At 61.1% G+C, this 16,352-nt stretch carries 16 protein-coding genes; 6 read left to right on the top strand and 10 right to left on the bottom strand.

Going from position 1 to position 16,352, the window contains the following annotated elements:
- The first annotated feature begins 11 nt into the window (after positions 1-11).
- Genes fliQ through ACHAC9_RS08160 form a run of 4 tightly spaced genes read left to right on the top strand, consistent with a single transcriptional unit; the run spans position 12 to position 4,273 of the window.
- Positions 12-281 carry a flagellar biosynthesis protein FliQ gene (gene fliQ, locus ACHAC9_RS08175; protein WP_435758943.1) on the top strand — a complete coding sequence of 90 codons (270 nt, stop codon included), beginning with the start codon at positions 12-14 and terminating at the stop codon, positions 279-281.
- Positions 278-1,057, top strand: a complete 780-nt coding sequence (gene fliR, locus ACHAC9_RS08170; protein ID WP_435759463.1) for a flagellar biosynthetic protein FliR — start codon at positions 278-280, stop codon at positions 1,055-1,057. The genes fliQ and fliR overlap by 4 nt, the downstream gene beginning before the upstream one ends.
- Positions 1,050-2,183: a flagellar type III secretion system protein FlhB gene (gene flhB, locus ACHAC9_RS08165; protein ID WP_435758941.1), complete on the top strand. Its 1,134-nt coding sequence runs from the start codon at positions 1,050-1,052 to the stop codon at positions 2,181-2,183. Before fliR ends, flhB begins: the two co-directional genes overlap by 8 nt.
- On the top strand, positions 2,180-4,273 hold the full coding sequence (locus ACHAC9_RS08160) for a flagellar biosynthesis protein FlhA (protein ID WP_435758939.1): 2,094 nt from the start codon (positions 2,180-2,182) through the stop codon (positions 4,271-4,273). The genes flhB and ACHAC9_RS08160 overlap by 4 nt, the downstream gene beginning before the upstream one ends.
- Before the next feature lie 62 nt (positions 4,274-4,335).
- Here the strand turns inward: ACHAC9_RS08160 and ACHAC9_RS08155 are convergent, their stop codons facing one another.
- From ACHAC9_RS08155 to ACHAC9_RS08145, 3 genes are all read right to left on the bottom strand, one after another.
- Entirely contained in the window at positions 4,336-5,172 is an 837-nt protein-coding gene (locus ACHAC9_RS08155) for a hypothetical protein (protein WP_435758937.1), read from the bottom strand.
- Between the two features lie 85 nt (positions 5,173-5,257).
- Positions 5,258-6,157: a flagellin gene (locus ACHAC9_RS08150; protein WP_435758935.1), complete on the bottom strand. Its 900-nt coding sequence runs from the start codon at positions 6,155-6,157 to the stop codon at positions 5,258-5,260.
- Between the two features lie 223 nt (positions 6,158-6,380).
- Positions 6,381-7,280 (bottom strand): flagellin, encoded by a 900-nt coding sequence (locus ACHAC9_RS08145; protein ID WP_435758933.1) that lies wholly within the window; start codon positions 7,278-7,280, stop codon positions 6,381-6,383.
- A gap of 25 nt (positions 7,281-7,305) precedes the next feature.
- On the opposite strand from ACHAC9_RS08145, the gene ACHAC9_RS08140 reads away from it, so the two are divergent.
- Both ACHAC9_RS08140 and ACHAC9_RS08135 read left to right on the top strand, forming a co-directional pair.
- Entirely contained in the window at positions 7,306-7,479 is a 174-nt protein-coding gene (locus ACHAC9_RS08140) for a hypothetical protein (protein WP_435758931.1), read from the top strand.
- Positions 7,480-7,563: 84 nt separating this feature from the next.
- A complete protein-coding gene (locus ACHAC9_RS08135) occupies positions 7,564-9,798 on the top strand; it encodes a tetratricopeptide repeat protein (protein ID WP_435758929.1) in 2,235 nt (744 codons plus the stop codon).
- A 44-nt stretch (positions 9,799-9,842) separates the two neighbouring features.
- Here ACHAC9_RS08135 and ACHAC9_RS08130 read toward each other — a convergent pair whose 3' ends face one another.
- The 7 genes from ACHAC9_RS08130 to ACHAC9_RS08100 form a co-directional block, all read right to left on the bottom strand.
- A complete protein-coding gene (locus ACHAC9_RS08130; RefSeq protein ID WP_435758927.1) occupies positions 9,843-10,961 on the bottom strand; it encodes a DegT/DnrJ/EryC1/StrS family aminotransferase in 1,119 nt (372 codons plus the stop codon).
- A 6-nt stretch (positions 10,962-10,967) separates the two neighbouring features.
- The gene (locus ACHAC9_RS08125) at positions 10,968-11,393 is read right to left on the bottom strand and encodes a sugar 3,4-ketoisomerase (protein WP_435758925.1); all 426 of its coding nucleotides are present in this window, start codon (positions 11,391-11,393) and stop codon (positions 10,968-10,970) included.
- Entirely contained in the window at positions 11,380-12,354 is a 975-nt protein-coding gene (locus ACHAC9_RS08120; RefSeq protein ID WP_435758923.1) for a GNAT family N-acetyltransferase, read from the bottom strand. The genes ACHAC9_RS08125 and ACHAC9_RS08120 overlap by 14 nt, the downstream gene beginning before the upstream one ends.
- Complete coding sequence (locus ACHAC9_RS08115; RefSeq protein ID WP_435758921.1) at positions 12,351-13,274, bottom strand: hypothetical protein; 924 nt, start codon at positions 13,272-13,274, stop codon at positions 12,351-12,353. Before ACHAC9_RS08115 ends, ACHAC9_RS08120 begins: the two co-directional genes overlap by 4 nt.
- Positions 13,271-13,945, bottom strand: a complete 675-nt coding sequence (locus tag ACHAC9_RS08110; protein WP_435758919.1) for an acetyltransferase — start codon at positions 13,943-13,945, stop codon at positions 13,271-13,273. Before ACHAC9_RS08110 ends, ACHAC9_RS08115 begins: the two co-directional genes overlap by 4 nt.
- Positions 13,946-14,089: 144 nt before the next feature.
- Positions 14,090-14,830, bottom strand: a complete 741-nt coding sequence (locus ACHAC9_RS08105) for an SAM-dependent methyltransferase (protein ID WP_435758917.1) — start codon at positions 14,828-14,830, stop codon at positions 14,090-14,092.
- A gap of 212 nt (positions 14,831-15,042) precedes the next feature.
- Complete coding sequence (locus ACHAC9_RS08100; protein ID WP_435758915.1) at positions 15,043-16,326, bottom strand: hypothetical protein; 1,284 nt, start codon at positions 16,324-16,326, stop codon at positions 15,043-15,045.
- Positions 16,327-16,352: the final 26 nt, after the last annotated feature.

Genomic DNA, 16,352 nt, shown 5'->3' with positions numbered 1-16,352 from the left:
GGGTTGTTCAGATGAGTCCTGATGTTGCGGTCGACCTGGTAGCCGAAGCACTGCGCGTGGTAATGCTGCTGGTAATGGTGCTGGTGGTGCCGGGCCTCCTGATCGGCCTGGTGGTGGCGCTGGTGCAGGCGGCCACCCAGATCAATGAACAGACCCTGAGCTTCCTGCCGCGCCTCCTGGTGACGCTGATGGTGCTGATCCTGACCGGTCACTGGATGACCGGCTACCTGATGGACTATTGCGTGTCGGTGTTCCAGCGCGCAGCGACGATCGCCTCATAGTGGATTTCGTCAGCTATCTGATGCCGCTGATCGGCGCGCTGTGGTGGCCGTTTTGCCGCATCATGGCGCTCTTGTCCTCGGCCCCGGCGATCGGCGACGGCATGGTGCCGATTCCCGTGCGCGCGCTGTTGTCGATGGTGCTGGCATTCCTGATGCTGCCGCTGACGAAGAACATGCCGATGCCCGATCCGTTTTCGCTGGCCGGCGTGGTCGCCATGTTCGAGCAGGCGGTGATCGGCGGCGTGCTCGGCTTCGCACTGCAGTTCGCGACTTCCGCCATCTCGATGCTTGGCTTTCTGGCCTCGAGCCAGATCGGTTTCGCGATGGCGCAGATGAACGACCCTGTCAATGGCCAGCAGTCCGATGTCATTTCGAGCTTGCTCTCGCTGGTGGCGATCTTCATCTTCTTCGCGATCGACGGCCACCTGGTGCTTGCGAGCATCCTTGGCCAGAGCTTCCACGCCTGGCCGGTGGGGCAGGGCATCGGGTCGATGGCGCTGCAGACGGTAGCGCTGAACCTGGGCTGGGTGTTCGCAGCCGCGATGCTGCTCGCGCTGCCGATCGTGTTTTCGACGATGGTGGTGCAGATCGGTTTCGGCTTCCTGAACCGGGTGGCGCCATCATTGAATTTGTTCTCGCTGGGCTTTTCGCTGGTGACCGTGTTCGGCCTGATGATGCTGGTGCAGCTGGTACGCTTCATCCCCGAACACTATATCCAGCTGACGAATGCGGTACTCGAAATGCTGCAGCAACAGATGAGGGCAGCGCGTGGCTGACAATGGCGACAAAACCGAAAAGGCCTCAGCGCAAAAGCTGAAAAAGGCGCGCGAGGAAGGACAGATCGTCCGTTCCAAGGACTTGTCGACCGCGATCGGCATCCTGGTCAGCCTGAAAGTGTTTTCGATGATGCTGCCGGACTATTTGGAATCCTTCAGGTCCTTGTTCAGACTCGTCTTCGTGCCCCTCGGCGAAACCGGGGCGATCGAAAATGCGATGTCGGTGGTCTTCATGGCCGCCGCCATGTTGTTCGTGAAGATGGTGCTGCCCCTCGCGGTGGTGCCGCTGGCGATCATCATCGGCGGCCTGGTGCCGGGTGGCTGGATCATGTCGGGCAAGAACATGATGCCGAAGGCGGATCGCCTGAGCCCCATGAAAAACCTGGGCAACCTGGTCAGCCAGAAGCACCTGGTCGGTTTTGCCACCTCGGTGGCCAAGGCCGTGGTGCTCGGTTTCGTGCTGGTGCACGTGACGCGATCGAGCATTTCGAGCTATGTCGACCTGCAGCGCCTGCCCCTTGGGGATGCCGTCGTCCGTGGCGGAACCATGATGTTCGACGCCCTGTTCGCGCTGGTCGCCGTGTTCGTGATCTTCGCCGTGCTCGACGTGCCGATCCAGGCCTTCCAGTTCGCGAAGAACCAGCGCATGAGCAAGCAGGACCAGAAGGACGAGCACAAGACCAGCGAGGGCAAGCCCGAGGTCAAGCAGCGCATCCGTCAGCTGCAGCGCCAGCTGGCCCAGCGCAACGTGAACAAGACGGTGCCCACGGCCGACGTGGTGATCGTCAACCCGGAGCACTATGCGGTGGCCCTGAAGTACGATACGAACCGCGCCGAAGCGCCCTACGTGGTGGCCAAGGGCGTCGACGAGATGGCGCTGTACATCAAGAGCGTCGCGGCGAAACACAAGATCGAGACCGTGTCGCTGCCACCGCTGGCGCGCGCGATCTACAACACCAGCCAGGTGCAGCAGCAGATTCCGGCCCAGCTGTACCAGGCCGTGTCGCAGGTGCTGAACTATGTGCTGCAATTGAATGCTTTCCGTGATGGCCGGCGCCAGGCGCCCCCACGGTTCCCCAACGAGGTGGCCGTGCCATCTCATTTGAGCGAGGTAGTTGCTTCATGAATTCGTTGAACGCCTTTGTCGCCGAGCTGCGGCGCCAGAAGTACGCCGCCCCGGTCTTCATCCTGATGCTGCTCGGGATGATCATGCTCCCGCTGCCGCCGATCCTGCTCGACGTCCTGTTCACTTTTAACATTGTCCTGTCGCTGCTCGTGATCCTGGTCGCCGTGTCGGCCAAGCGCCCGCTCGACTTCTCGGTGTTCCCGACCGTGATCCTCGGGACCACGTTGATGCGCCTCGCCCTGAACGTGGCCTCCACCCGCGTGGTCCTGCTGCATGGCCACGAGGGCACGCACGCCGCCGGTGCCGTCGTCGAGGCCTTCGGTAACGTCGTCATTGGCGGTAACTTCGTGGTCGGCCTGGTGGTGTTCATCATCCTGATGATCATCAACTTCGTGGTCGTGACGAAGGGTTCGGAGCGTATTTCGGAAGTGTCGGCGCGCTTTACTCTCGACGCTTTGCCGGGCAAGCAGATGGCGATCGACGCCGACCTGAATGCGGGCCTGATCAACCAGGAAAAGGCGCAGCAGCGGCGGAAAGACGTCGCCGCCGAAGCGGACTTCTATGGCGCGATGGACGGTGCCTCGAAATTCGTGCGCGGCGACGCGGTCGCCTCGATCCTGATCCTGATCATCAACCTGATCGGCGGTATCGCGATCGGCGCGCTGATGTACGACCTGCCGCTGGGCGACGCCTTCCGCGTGTACGCGCTGCTCACCATCGGTGACGGCCTGGTCGCACAGATCCCGGCACTGCTGCTCTCGGCCGCCGCCGCCATTCTGGTTACCCGTATCGGCGAAGCAGGGGATCTCGACAAGCAGGTCGGCAACCAGTTGCTGGCGCAGCCGCCAACCCTGTTCGCCGCATCCGGCGTGATGGTGATCCTGGCCCTGATTCCGGGCATGCCGTTCATCGTCTTCGCCGTCTTCGCCGCCGTCCTGGGTTATGCAGGTTATCGTTTGCACACCCGCGTGCAGCCGGCCGATACGGGCAGCGTGGCCGCGATCGAAGCGGCGCTGCGCGACGACCGCGCGCCCGACCTGGACTGGGAGCAGCTGCCGGTGGTGCAGCCGATCTCGGTGGCGGTCGGCTATAAACTGGTCGGCATGGTCGACAAGGCGCAGGGCGAGCAGCTCACCAAGCGCATCAAGGGCATCCGCCAGAGCCTGTCCGAATCGATGGGCGTCCTGCTCCCGGCAATCGGCGTGCGCGACGACCTGGCGCTGCGCCCGTCGCAGTATTCGGTGAGCCTGTCGGGCGTGGTCGTGGCTGATGGAGAGGTCCATCCCGAGCACCTGATGGCGATCCCGTCGCCCAACGTGTATGGCGAACTCGATGGCATCCCGGGCCTCGAGCCGGCCTTCGGCATGGCCGTCACCTGGATCACGCCCGACCAGAAAGGCCATGCGCTCGGCCTGGGTTACCAGGTGGTCGAGGTGCCGAGCGTGATCGCGACCCACTGCTCGAAAGTCATCCGCGACCACCTGCACGAACTGTTCCGCCACGACGACGTGCCGGCGCTGCTCGAGCGCCTGGGCGCGCTCTCGCCGAAGCTGTCGAACGCATTGGAAAAGGCGCTGAACCACACCCAGTTGCTGCGCGTGTTGCGCGTTTTATTGGCCGAGGGCGTGTCGCTGAAGGACATCGTGGTCATCGGCACCACGCTGCTTGACGCTTCCGAGACGACCAAGGATCCGATCCTGCTGGCGGCCGAAGTGCGCTGCGCGTTGCGGCGCCAGATCGTCTCGACCATGTTCGGCAAGAAGAAAGACATGCCGGCCTTTAACCTGTCGGCGGAACTCGAGAACATGCTGCTCGGTTCCTTGAACCAGGCACGCCAGAATGGGGGCGGGAAGGTCGCGCTGGATAACTATCCGATCGATCCGCAACTGCTGTCGCAACTGCAGATCAACATGCCGGTCGCACGCGAACAGATGAAGGGGCAGCACACGCCGCCGCTCCTGCTCGTGCTGCCGCAGGTGCGCCCGCTGCTGGCGCGCTACGCCAAGCTGTTCGCGCCGGGATTGAACGTGCTGTCGTATAACGAGATTCCCGAGAACCGGGAAGTGTCGATCGTGGGGACGGTTGGGTAGTGATGGCCGGTCGCCGTTGCTGGAATATTCTTTCACCACACGCTCTGCGGTGAAATAAAATTTCATCCCTGCGCCGGCAACATCAAGGCCAGTTCCGCCACCGCGCGAAACACCGGCAAGGTCAATACCTGCGCCGCATCTTCCGCCGCCAGCTTCGCGTGCGCCGACCCGGCGGGCGCGATGCCCGTCATGAAACTCCAGCGCACGACCACCAGCCCCGCGCGTCCCACCGCCGCGTCGAGCGCGGGCTGCAAGGCGCGCAGGCGCGCCAGCGTGGCGGCGTCCGGCGCGGCCATCTCGATCACAACACCGCCCGGCGCCGGCTCGACCTGCACCACGACCTGGGTGCCGTCGGCCAGCGCCAGTTCCAGCCGCAGCGCCGCGCGCGGCCGGCGCCGGCGGCCCGCGCCGCCATCGGCCCCTTTGCGCATCACTTGCAGGTGCTGTGCCTGGGCGCTCCCTGCGTGCACCGTAAAACGCCAGGCGTCCGCCGGCAGCAGCTGGCCATCGAGCGCGCGGCCTGGCGTGCGTCCTTCCTGTCCGACCAGCATCAGCGCAGGAGGCAGGGCGCCGGCGCGGGTGCGCAGCTCGCGCTCGATCAGGGTCGCGCCATAGTTGCCGACCATCGAGCGCCAGTTGCCGGCCAGTGTGCGGCCGTCGGCTTGCGCAAAGAGCATCTGGCGCGTCATGAACACCTGGTCGGGGCGCATCGCCACGCCGTCCTGGTGCTCCGTGCCTGTGGCGACAGCTTGCGCATTGGGCAGCGGTAGCGGCTGGGAAAAAGGCAGTTCCGGCTCGGCGGCGGCAAAGGCGACCGGCGCAATCGCCGTGATCGCAGTGGCCTGCAGTGGAGGCGTGATCGGAGCCAGCAAGGGAGCGGAGAGCGAAAGAGGGTTCATGGCGCGATCCAGAATGAAAAAAAGCCAGCCGGAGTGCGGCTGGCCCATGATACTCCCCGTCAAACCAGACCGGGGGTAGCCGTGATTACTGCAGGAGCGACATGACCATCGACGACATCTGGTTGGTCTGCTTGAGCATCGCGGTACCCGCTTGCATCAGCATCTGGTTCGAGGTCATCTTCGCGCTTTCCGTTGCGAAGTCGACGTCCATGATGCGGCCGGCGGCAGCTTGCGTGTTGGTGCTGATGTTCGACAGGTTGTTGTTGACGTGTTCCAGGCGGTTGGCGGTTGCACCGATCTTCGAGCGCAGGGTGCTGACCGAGTTGATGGCCTGCGACAGTTCGTCGATGGTGTTGTTCGCGTTGGTCGCGCCGAGGGCTTCGGTCGTGCCGCTGACGTCGGTACCGACCGTGGTGGCGCCGGCAACGGTGCCGCCGGAGTAACGGGCGCTCGTTGCAGCAAGCTTGGTGTGCACGTCGCCCAGTTCGACGGTGAAGTTGCCGATCATGGTTTCGGCCTTGTCGGCGCCGATCTGGAAGGTCACGGCAGCGTCGAGCTTGCCGTTATCGGAGTTCAGCAGCGTGGTGCCGCCGAACTTGGTGTTCTTCATGATGTTGCCCAGCTCGTCAGCCAGCGAGTCGTACTCTGCCTGCATTGCAGTCTGGTCGTCCTTCGACGACGAACCGTCGGCTGCCTGGGTGGCCAGGTCTTTCATGCGGACCAGGATGTTGCCGGTTTCGTTCAGCGCGCCTTCGGCGGTCTGCAGCATCGAGGTCGAGTTCTGGGTGTTGCGCATTGCGACGGCCATGCCGCTGGTCTGGGACTTCAGGCGGGTAGCGATCTGCAGGCCGGCTGCGTCGTCGCTCGCCGAGTTGATGCGGAAGCCGGTCGACAGGCGAGTCATCGTGGTCGACAGCTTGCCCTGGGTCGACGACAGGGAATTTTGTGCGGACAGGGAAGCGGCGTTGGTGTGAAGGCTCAGCATGTTTGGCTCCAGTTAGTTGGGATGCATGGAGCAGAACATCTGCTCTCACAAGTACAAGACGACCGTTTCTGTACATCCATTAAATGCCGTATGGAAATTATTTGAAATATTTTCCGGATGTGCTTGTTACGGCCTGCAGAGCGCATCCTGAAACGAAAAAAGGCCAGCCGGGTAAGCGGCTGGCCTGTCCTGACCCGGCTCAGTTGCGCCGGGGTGCGCCTGATTACTGCAGGAGCGACATGACCATCGACGACATCTGGTTGGTCTGCTTGAGCATCGCGGTACCCGCTTGCATCAGCATCTGGTTCGAGGTCATCTTCGCGCTTTCCGTTGCGAAGTCGACGTCCATGATGCGGCCGGCGGCAGCTTGCGTGTTGGTGCTGATGTTCGACAGGTTGTTGTTGACGTGTTCCAGGCGGTTGGCGGTGGCACCGATCTTCGAGCGCAGGGTGCTGACCGAGTTGATGGCCTGCGACAGTTCGTCGATGGTGTTGTTCGCTGCGGTCGCGCCGAGGGCTTCGGTCGTGCCGCTGACGTCGCTGCCGACCGTGGTGGCAGCAGCTGCGGTGCCGCCGGCGTAACGGGTGCTGGTCGCGGTCAGCTTGGTGTGCACGTCGCCCAGTTCGGTGACGAAGTTGCCGGACATGGTTTCGGCCTTGTCGGCACCGATCTGGAAGGTCACGGCAGTGCTCAGCTTACCGGTGTTCTGGTTCAGCAGGGAAGTGCCGCCGAACTTGGTGTTCTTCATGATGTTGGTCAGCTCGTCAGCCAGCGAGTCATACTCTGCCTGCATCGCGGTCTGGTCATCCTTCGACGACGAACCGTCGGCTGCCTGGGTGGCCAGGTCTTTCATGCGCACCAGGATGTTGCCGGTTTCGTTCAGCGCGCCTTCGGCGGTCTGCAGCATCGAGGTCGAGTTCTGGGTGTTGCGCATTGCGACGGCCATGCCGCTGGTCTGCGACTTCAGGCGGGTAGCGATCTGCAGGCCGGCTGCGTCGTCGCTTGCCGAGTTGATGCGGAAGCCGGTCGACAGGCGGGTCATCGTGGTCGACAGCTTGTTCTGGGTCGACGACAGGGAATTTTGTGCGGACAGGGAAGCGGCGTTGGTGTGAAGGCTCAGCATGTTTGGCTCCAGTAAGGTGGGATTCATGGAGCAGCTCATCTGCTCTCACAAGTACAAGACGACCGTTTCCTTACATCCATTAAATGCCGTATGGAAATTTTTTGAATTATTTTTTCAGGCCTCGAATGTGGCGCAAACCCCGACGCCGCGCGCCGGGGAGGGTGCTATTCTTGCCGCACGTAAACACCTCCCTCTATAATGGGACGCAAGTTCATCACCACCGCCTGTACCCTGCACGGCGTGGCGCCGCATGCGGCTGCTCTCATTACAAAGGTTCTCCAGCATGGCAAAACACAGCAAGGGCGCACCGGCATTCAGGCCAGCCAATTCGACCGCCGCACGTGTCTCCACACTGTTTGCCGAAGGGATGGCGTTCCACACGAACGGCCAGCTCGACCGCGCACTGATTGCCTATGAACAGGTGCTGCGCCTGATGCCGAAGCATTTCGAGGCACTTCACCACACTGGCATCATTGCCTTCCAGGGTGGTAACTATCAAATCGCTGCCGGGTTCATCCGCTCCGCAATCGCGATCAGCCCGAACGTGGCCTCGGCCCATGGCAACCTCGGCAATGCCTTGAAGGAGCTTGGCAACTACGACGGGGCGCTGGCCAGCTACGCGCGCGCGCTGGCCCTGGCGCCGAAGGACGCCGATACCCATTACAACCGCGGCACCGCACTGCAGGCCCTGGGGCGCTACGACGAAGCGCTGGCCAGTTTCGAGCGCGCCATCGCCCTCAACCCGGGCGATGCCGACGCGCTCAACAACCAGGCCGTCGTCCTGCACGAACTGCGCCGCAATAAGGAAGCGCTGGCGGGCCTGGACCAGGCGCTGGCGCTCAACCCCGGTTTTGCGCACGCCCAGAATAATCGCGGTAATGTATTGAAGGACCTGGGCCGCTTCGAAGAAGCGCTCGAGAGCTACGAGTGCGCCCTGGGTTGTGCGAATGCGTTCGGCGACGCCTGGTATAACCGCGGCATCGTCCTGCAGGCACTCGGCCGTCTGGAAGACGCCCTGGCCAGCTACGACAATGCACTCGGGCTCAACCCGGCCTCGGCCGCCGGCTGGCACAACCGCGCCCTGGCCCTGCAAGTGCTCAGGCGCCGTCCGGAAGCGCTGGCCAGCTGCGAGCGCGCACTGGCCCTGCAGCCGGACAACCCGGAAATTTTGCGCCACCGCAGCCGGCTGCTGGTGCAGCTCGACATGCAGGGCGCGGCACTCGCTAGCCTCGACCAGCTGGGCGTCCAGAAGCCGGACGACCCGAAGACCCTGCACCTGCGCGCGCAGACCTTGCGCCAACTCGGGCAGAACGAGGCCGCATTGGCCAGCATCGACCAGGCGTTGGCGCTCGATCCGAATCGTTACGAATTCCTCCTCACGCGCGGAACGCTGCTGCGCGCGCTGCTGCGCTACCCCGAAGCCCTGGCCTGTTTCCAGGAGACCCAGACGCAGCGTCCGGATGCGGCGTCGAGCCACACCGATTGCGGCATCGTGCTGGCCGACCTCGGCCAGTTCGAGGCCGCGAGTGCCGCCTACGACCGGGCGCTGGCACTCGATCCCGACTTCGCGCTGGCGCGCTGGAACCGCGCGCTGCTGAACCTGCTGCTGGGCGACCTGGCGCAGGGATGGCAGGATTACGAAGCGCGCTGGCATGTGGAAGCACTCGGCGTATTCCACGAAAAGCGCGACCTGGGCGCGCCGCTGTGGCTGGGCGTCGAGCCGCTTGACGGCAAGACCATCCTGCTGCACGCCGAACAGGGCCTGGGCGACGCGCTGCAGTTCTGCCGCTATGCATCCATGGTGGCCGAGCAGGGCGCGCGCGTCATTCTCGAGGTGCAGCCGGCGCTGGTCTCGCTGGCGCACAGCCTGCCGGGCGTGGCCCAGGTGGTGGCGAAGGGCGATCCGCTGCCGCAGTTCGACCTGCAGTGCCCCCTGATGAGCCTTCCGCTGGCCTTCGCTACGCGCACGGACACCATCCCCGCTCCGGCCGCCTATCTGGCCCCGGACGCGGCCAGGGTCGCCGAATGGGCGGCCCTGCTCGGCGAGAAGACGCGTCCGCGCGTGGGCCTGGTCTGGAGCGGCAACGCCTATCACCGTCTGGACCACTTCCGCAGCCTGTCGTTCTCGGCGATCGCGGGCCTGGTATCGGACCAGTACGAGTTCTTCTCGCTTCAGAAAGAACTGCGCACGCTCGACAAGGTGACGCTGCAAATGAAGCGCAGCGTGCGCCACTTCGGCGAACGCCTGCACGATTTCGAGGATACGGCCGCGCTGGTCGCGCAGATGGACCTGGTCATCACGGTCGACACCAGCGTGGCACACCTGGCCGGCGCGATGGGTAAGCCGGTCTGGATCCTGCTGGCGGGCGGCACCCTGACCGACTGGCGCTGGCTGTGCGATCGCCCCGACAGTCCGTGGTATCCGAGCGCGCGCCTGTACCGCCAGGCGGTGCCGGGCGACTGGAACGCGGTGCTCGACAAGGTGAGAGCGGACCTGTGCGCGCCGGTCGCGAACTGATTTCTGGCTCAGGCATGTACTGAGCAAAGTTTTTGTTCAAATGCTCAGGCGAAAAAGGCCTTCACCTGTGCTGCAACATAGGCCACGTCGTCTGCGCTCAGATACGGCGACATCGGCAGACTCAGAATCTGCGATTGCAGTCGCTCGGTTACAGGGAGCTCAGGCCAAGCCTGATGGGCAAATGCCCCTTGGCGGTGGCACGGCACCGGATAGTGAATTTGCGTGCCAATCCCCCGCGATGTCAGGTAATCGCGCAGGGCATCGCGCCTGGGAGTTCGCACGACGAAAAGGTGCCAGATAGACTGGGCCTTGTCAGGGATGCGAATCAACTCGACTGGCGTATCGGCCAGCGCTTCACGATAACTATCCGCGACAGCTGCGCGTCGTGCGTTGTCTGCATCCAAATGCTGCAACTTTACGCGCAGCACGGCTGACTGCATCTCATCCAGACGGGAATTGACGCCCGCGACATCATGCTGGTATTTGATCGATGAGCCGTAATTGCGCAGCTTCCGGAGATGCTCGGCAAGATCATCGTCGCTCGTTGTGATCGCGCCGCCGTCACCCAGCGCGCCCAGGTTCTTGCCGGGATAAAAACTGAAGCCTGCTGCGTCACCGAGGCTTCCCGCACGAAGCCCCCGATAACGCGCGCCATGTGCCTGCGCTGCGTCCTCAATGACGCGAAGATGATGTCGTTGCGCGATTTCCCGGATCGCGTCCATGTCCGCCGGAGCACCGTAAAGGTGAACGGGCATGATCGCGCGCGTTCGCGGCGTGATCGCTTCTTCGATTCGCTCCGGGGCAATATTCCAACTCAACTCGTCAGGTTCGACCGGTACGATTCGCGCACCAACAAGGCTGACGGCGAGCCAGGTTGCGATGAATGTATTGGCAGGCACAATGACTTCATGCCCCGGGCCGATGCCATAGGCGCGCAAAATCAAATGCAGTGCATCCAGGCCATTGGCCACGCCGACACAATGCTTTACTCCGCAGTAGCTCGCGAACTCCCGTTCGAAGGCGGCGGTTTCCTCGCCCAGGATGTAGTAACCCGAGCGAAGCACACGCTCGATCGCCTCCCGAATGGCCGGCTCATATGGGGCGTTCACGCGGCCAAGATTGAGAAAATCTATCAACATTTTATCGGTCAAATCTTCGTACAAGACAGGTCATGCACCGGCAAGTGTATTGTGCCGGGCGCGTGCGAGAAATTCGTCATGGTCGCGAATGTAGTCATCGGCGGTGTAAGGTTCCGACGCAAGCACCATACAGACGCCGCCCGACGAGAAGTTATCCAGCGTACGCCACATCATGGGACAGATATACAGTCCATAGTATGAGCGGTTCAAATGGAAACGCCGCTGACGGTCGCCGTCATCGAGAACAATGTCGAAGCTGCCTGACATTGCCACGACAAACTGATGGAGGTTCTTGTGTGCATGCGCTCCGCGGTCCGAGCCTCCCGGAACGTCATACAGATAGTAGACCCGCTTGATGTCGAATGGGATGTGGTTTCCGCCTTCAACGAAGGTCAAGTTGCCACGTGGATCGGAAATCTTCGGCAATTCGATTAAGCAGCAATCATTGAGAGGCATTTCCAGCTCCTTTTAAGTTCAACTCGTAAAACTCATGTACAACTCCGCCGGCGCCGAACTCGTTTTTAAACTGTGCAAGGCCGTCATTCAGGATCAGTCCCTGGTCTTCGGTGCTGATGCCGAAATCGAAATAGCGCTTGCCGGACTGGGAGCTATGCCCGATCGCTTCGTCAAACAGGAGATCAAGTGCGTTAACCGAATAACCGACTTCGCTCGAAGCAATGTACTGCGCGTGCGCAACCGTCTGCCCGAGAAAAAGGACGATGCCCGCCTCGACGACGCCGTTCACCAGCGCGGTCATGACATGAATATGCTCAGGAAAGCGGTCCACAAGCAAGCTGATCTCGTCCAGCGTATGCACCGGGGCGACGCCATGATTGCGCATAAGGTTATCGGCAAGCACTAACCATAGCGCCGCAAGATGTGCTCTTCCCCGAACAACTTGCACGCATGCCCGCTGTGCTTTCCTTTTTCCGCGTTTCCGGCGTTCGCTGACCGGCAGGCGACATCGCAGGTCGATGCAACTGGAGAGGTCGACGCGATAGCGAACCGCCCCTGCCCGAAAAAGCGCGTAAAGATCCTCCTGCGCGGGAGCTGCCTGGTATATGTGTGGAACGGCCTTGTACTGCAGCCGCTCATAGCCGGCGGACGCCCATAGTGCACGTGCCGAATCGAACGCATGCAGCATTTGCGTACCCCGAAGTCGTCCCTGATGCACAATCCCGCCATAGGTTGCGCCTGGGTGGGAAACAACAGTGGATGGGTCAGCAGCATGCCCCGCGGCCGGGATTACCCCCAGCCACTCGCCATGCTGTTCGATCACGACAGACCGGTCAATGAATCGGGTGCCGTGATAGGAAAGGAAGGCGCGAGAATGCAAAAACGTGGCGCCATGCGCGCCGCGACAAAAATTATCCCAGGAGCTTGCTTCATCGAGATCGAAAAAACGTGCCTGCATCATGGCTGCACGCGCTCCGCGATGCCAAACCCTGTGCCACCGAAATCGTTTCCGTTATACAGCAGCCACGTTCTGCCACCGGCATCGATGTCGATACCGTAGGAGATGGCCTCGCCATCCCATGCCCCCTCGGTGACGTCGAGCCCCATGTCGGCGTCAAGCCGTTGCCACATCAGCCCGTCGCAAGATTGCGCATACCCCAGGCGATAGCGGGCGGGATTGCGCTTGCGTATGGAGTAGAACATCCGGTACCCGTCGGGGCGGTTCCGAACGACCGGGCGTCCGAAGCCGTGCTCGTTCTCGAGCGCTACCGGCATCACGACATGCCCCTTGGCTGGCCAGTGTATGCCATCGTCGGACTCCATATAGCGGATTTCGTAGATGGGCATCTGCTTGCCGTCGATTGTTTCCCAGTCGCTTCCTGCAACGTACCACATGCGAAAACGGTCGCCTTCGCATTCGACCCACGGGCCGCAGCGAAAGAACTGCTCATCCGGGCTGCGCTCCAGAACCGGCGTGGCCTGGGCGCGATGAAACGTGTTCCCATTGTCCGTGCTGATGGCAAGCCCCGTCAGGAGGCGATAACGGATCCGATGGCACAGCTCGAAGCCAACGTAATACATATAGATACGGCCATCCGGAACACGAATGACCGACGTTTGAAATACGCCGTTGTCGTCGAAGGAACCGGGCGAACCGATGTCGAGCACGGGTTCCGGACTTTCACGAATCACCTTGCGCGGGTCCAGCGGGTCGAGATCGACGAAACCGATGCGCCCGACGTTATTCTCGTCCCGACATTGCACGTAAACCCGCAGGGTTTGGTCGTCGAGCCAGATCGGCGTCGGGCAGGTCGCATGCGTGCGAGCCCACCATGTCGTTCCCGACGGCTTCCACACGACGCCATGCTTCAGCCATTTCATTGGTTCACCCTGAAGAAACGTGTCGTTGGTACTTTTGCAGGCTCGGCATGCGTCGCCTTGAACAAGGTATTGGGTTCGGTGTCTTTCATCAAGGTCATGCCGGGGCCCACCCAGTTATCCCTGCCAATCGTCACGTTGTTTGCAATGGTTGCATTAACGCCGAGAAAAGAGTTCTCACCGATATCGCAAAAACCAGAAATGACGACATGGGATGACACGAAGATGTTGTCGCGCAGCTTGCTGTGATGGCCGATATGATTCCCGCTCCACAGCACGACGTTATCGCCGATCTCGACAAATGGCTGAACAGTATTGTCTTCGAAGATGAACACGTGCTCCCCCAGCCTTACATTGCGCCAGATGAACGCGCGTGGGCTGACATACGACGCGAGCCGGTATCCCTGGTCCTTCGCTTCGCCGGCAAGTCGCGCTCGCAGGCGGTTCAGCTGCGTGTAGACGACAGCGACAAACACGTCATGCTCCTGCGGCGGATAAAGCGCATGAAGCTGTTCGAACGCCACGAGCGGCAGGCCCTGCAATTCGTTCTGCTTCAGGTAGGACTCTTCCACGGCGAATGCCACCACCTGGTAGTCCGTATCGACGTCGAAGTATTCGCGTGCGATTTCGGCAAACGCCGATGCGCCGACAATGACAAGCTTTCTCTTTTTCATACTCGCTTTCCAAATGCCTCGCGGTGAGGCAAGTGATGTTATTGGTCCAAACTCGCAGACCCGAGCTGCCGCCCCGTATGCCGCTGGCCGATGAGCGAGACGCCTGTATCCTTGATGTCGAAGGGGGCGGTGATGTTTCCTTTACTACGGCTTAATGATGAGCACATCTTCACGTCGATTTGCCATTGGAAGCGATTCTCCCTGGGGCAGCCAGTAGGCATCGCACCCTTGCGCGCGGGCGCGCATGATAACGCCAAGGATGACGGCATCGTCAATCTTGTCTTTTTCTACCGCGCGAAAATCCACATGCGGCACTTCTGAAGTTTGCGTGAAATCCTGATGAAATCTGACACCCGCATCGCTCGCAAAGAAGCGCTTGCGTTTAGACACATTCGGGATATCCCCGATCAGCATCTGACCGCCTGGTGCAAGCAGCTGGATTGACAGGTCCAGGAATTTCCAGAAACTGGCCTCAACGAATATGTATTGGAAGACGCTGTAGCAAATAATGACGTTGAAACGACCAATCCATGGCTGCAATGCGTCATTGCAATCCGGGTAAAAGCCCGGCAGCTTGATCACGCCGGATGCATCAGGCAGGTGCGCCAGCATTTCAGGCGAATCGATCAGCACGAGCGAATGCTCCCGCAGTCGGCATGCATCCATCAAAAGGCGCGGCAGGCCCGCGCACCCGGGGCCGATATCGAGCACGTTCTGGGAGCGGCGCGCGAGGTTGGCGAGCTTCGATTCGATATCGGCGAAGATTGCCGCTTCATGGGCATCCCGGTATGCGTTCGGAAAGCCGATCTTCTCGTGGGGGCTCAGGCTATCATCCATTGCCATCTGGCGAAAATCCTCATAGCCAATGTCGTCGAAAACAGCCATTTCCTCACCTTTTCCAATTCCGAGCATGTCACAGCGCGCTCCGTGCCGGCTTCAGCATTCGCGGTGAAACGGTTAAACAAAAAAAAAAATTATACGCCGGCGCAAGCCGGGGACATCCAGAGAACTAAAACCCTATTTACACTTAATTTGGCGATTCAAGTCGCCCAGAACACTCCTGCAGCAGGCACCGCTGGACAGCGGCGCACAACATATCACGCCCTCGCTCGAGCCCTGACCATGTCACTCATCCCTTCGAGGTGCTTGATGAAATTGAAGAGCGAGAAATGCTGTTGATAGTGCCGCGCAAAATCGCAAGCCTGCGCTCGGTGGGCCTCGGGCGACTGCATGACACGCTCTGCTCGAGCACGTAATGCGCCGGCAGCGCCGTCGAAGAACAGGTCACTGTAGTCGCCGCCAAGGAAAGTCTCGTACGACCAATTGGACCCCATCAGGAAGCCCGACCGGTTGCTCATGGCACGAAGGGTGCGGTCGTGCAAGGAATCGTGAATAGGCGCCGCATCGACAATGCCGTATTGGGACGCAAACTGGAAAGCATTGTCCGACATCGCGTCAAACGGGAGAAATTCGTGATGGCGGTTCTGCCTGAGCCGGAAACGCTCCCACCCCCGCCCGTAGATCTTGAGCGGCACATCTTTAAGATCGTTGACGACGTGCTCGGCGACCATATTGCGATAGATTTTGTCAAGCAGCGTATGGAGGTGCACGCGCACCGTGAACTCCGAGTTGTCCAGGTTCTCGCAGAGCGCTGCCATCACCTCGGCATTGAGCATGCCATCAATGATGTCGTGATGACTCGTTCGATTGCCATTCCTGAATTCACCGATGATCGCGTCCGCGGCCTCGAGCAGGAAGCTCGCGACCAGGCGCTCTGGTGCACCGCGCCACTTGTCCAAGGTCGCGTCGAGGTCATCGATATTCTTGGGGAAAACGAAAAAATTCCCCTCGAATTGTCCTTTGACGCCATCGGTAAACCAGACAGGCGTCGGAAAGAACGTTGCGCTGGTCTCGCGCGAAAAGTAGGTGTTCGCGAACATGGCGAATGAAGCCGTGCCGTAGATATGCTGCACCCATGGAGACGTAGCCTTGTGATGAATAGGCATGTGGCATGGATGGTCGCCGTGATAGCAGAGTACCGGCACCTTCAGCTGGTCCCAGACGGTGGCGGGGTCGGTGTCCGTAGCGCCAATCTGCGAGCCGAGGCCCTGCCACAAAATGACAAAATCGATACCTTTGTTGTTGATTTCAGCCAGCTCGCGCATGAACGAATCGTCAAGATTGACGATGTGCGTCGGGCGCCCCATTCGCTCGAACGCCTGCTTCATGCATGCGCTGAAATAGGTGAAGGGATCGTTCTCGCCCCCCCGCCAGTTAATTATTACGATGCTCATATTTGTGCGAGATAAAGTGGGGGAATCATGCGAAATACCGTTGATTTGCAAAAACGATATCGCCGGAACGATCTGCGTATATTTCAAGGCATTGAGCCGCGAACTGCCGCTGC

The organism is Massilia sp. CMS3.1, from assembly GCF_051262535.1.
Taxonomy (GTDB): Bacteria; Pseudomonadota; Gammaproteobacteria; order Burkholderiales; family Burkholderiaceae_D; genus Telluria.
This window is presented reverse-complemented; position numbering and strand designations above follow the sequence as displayed.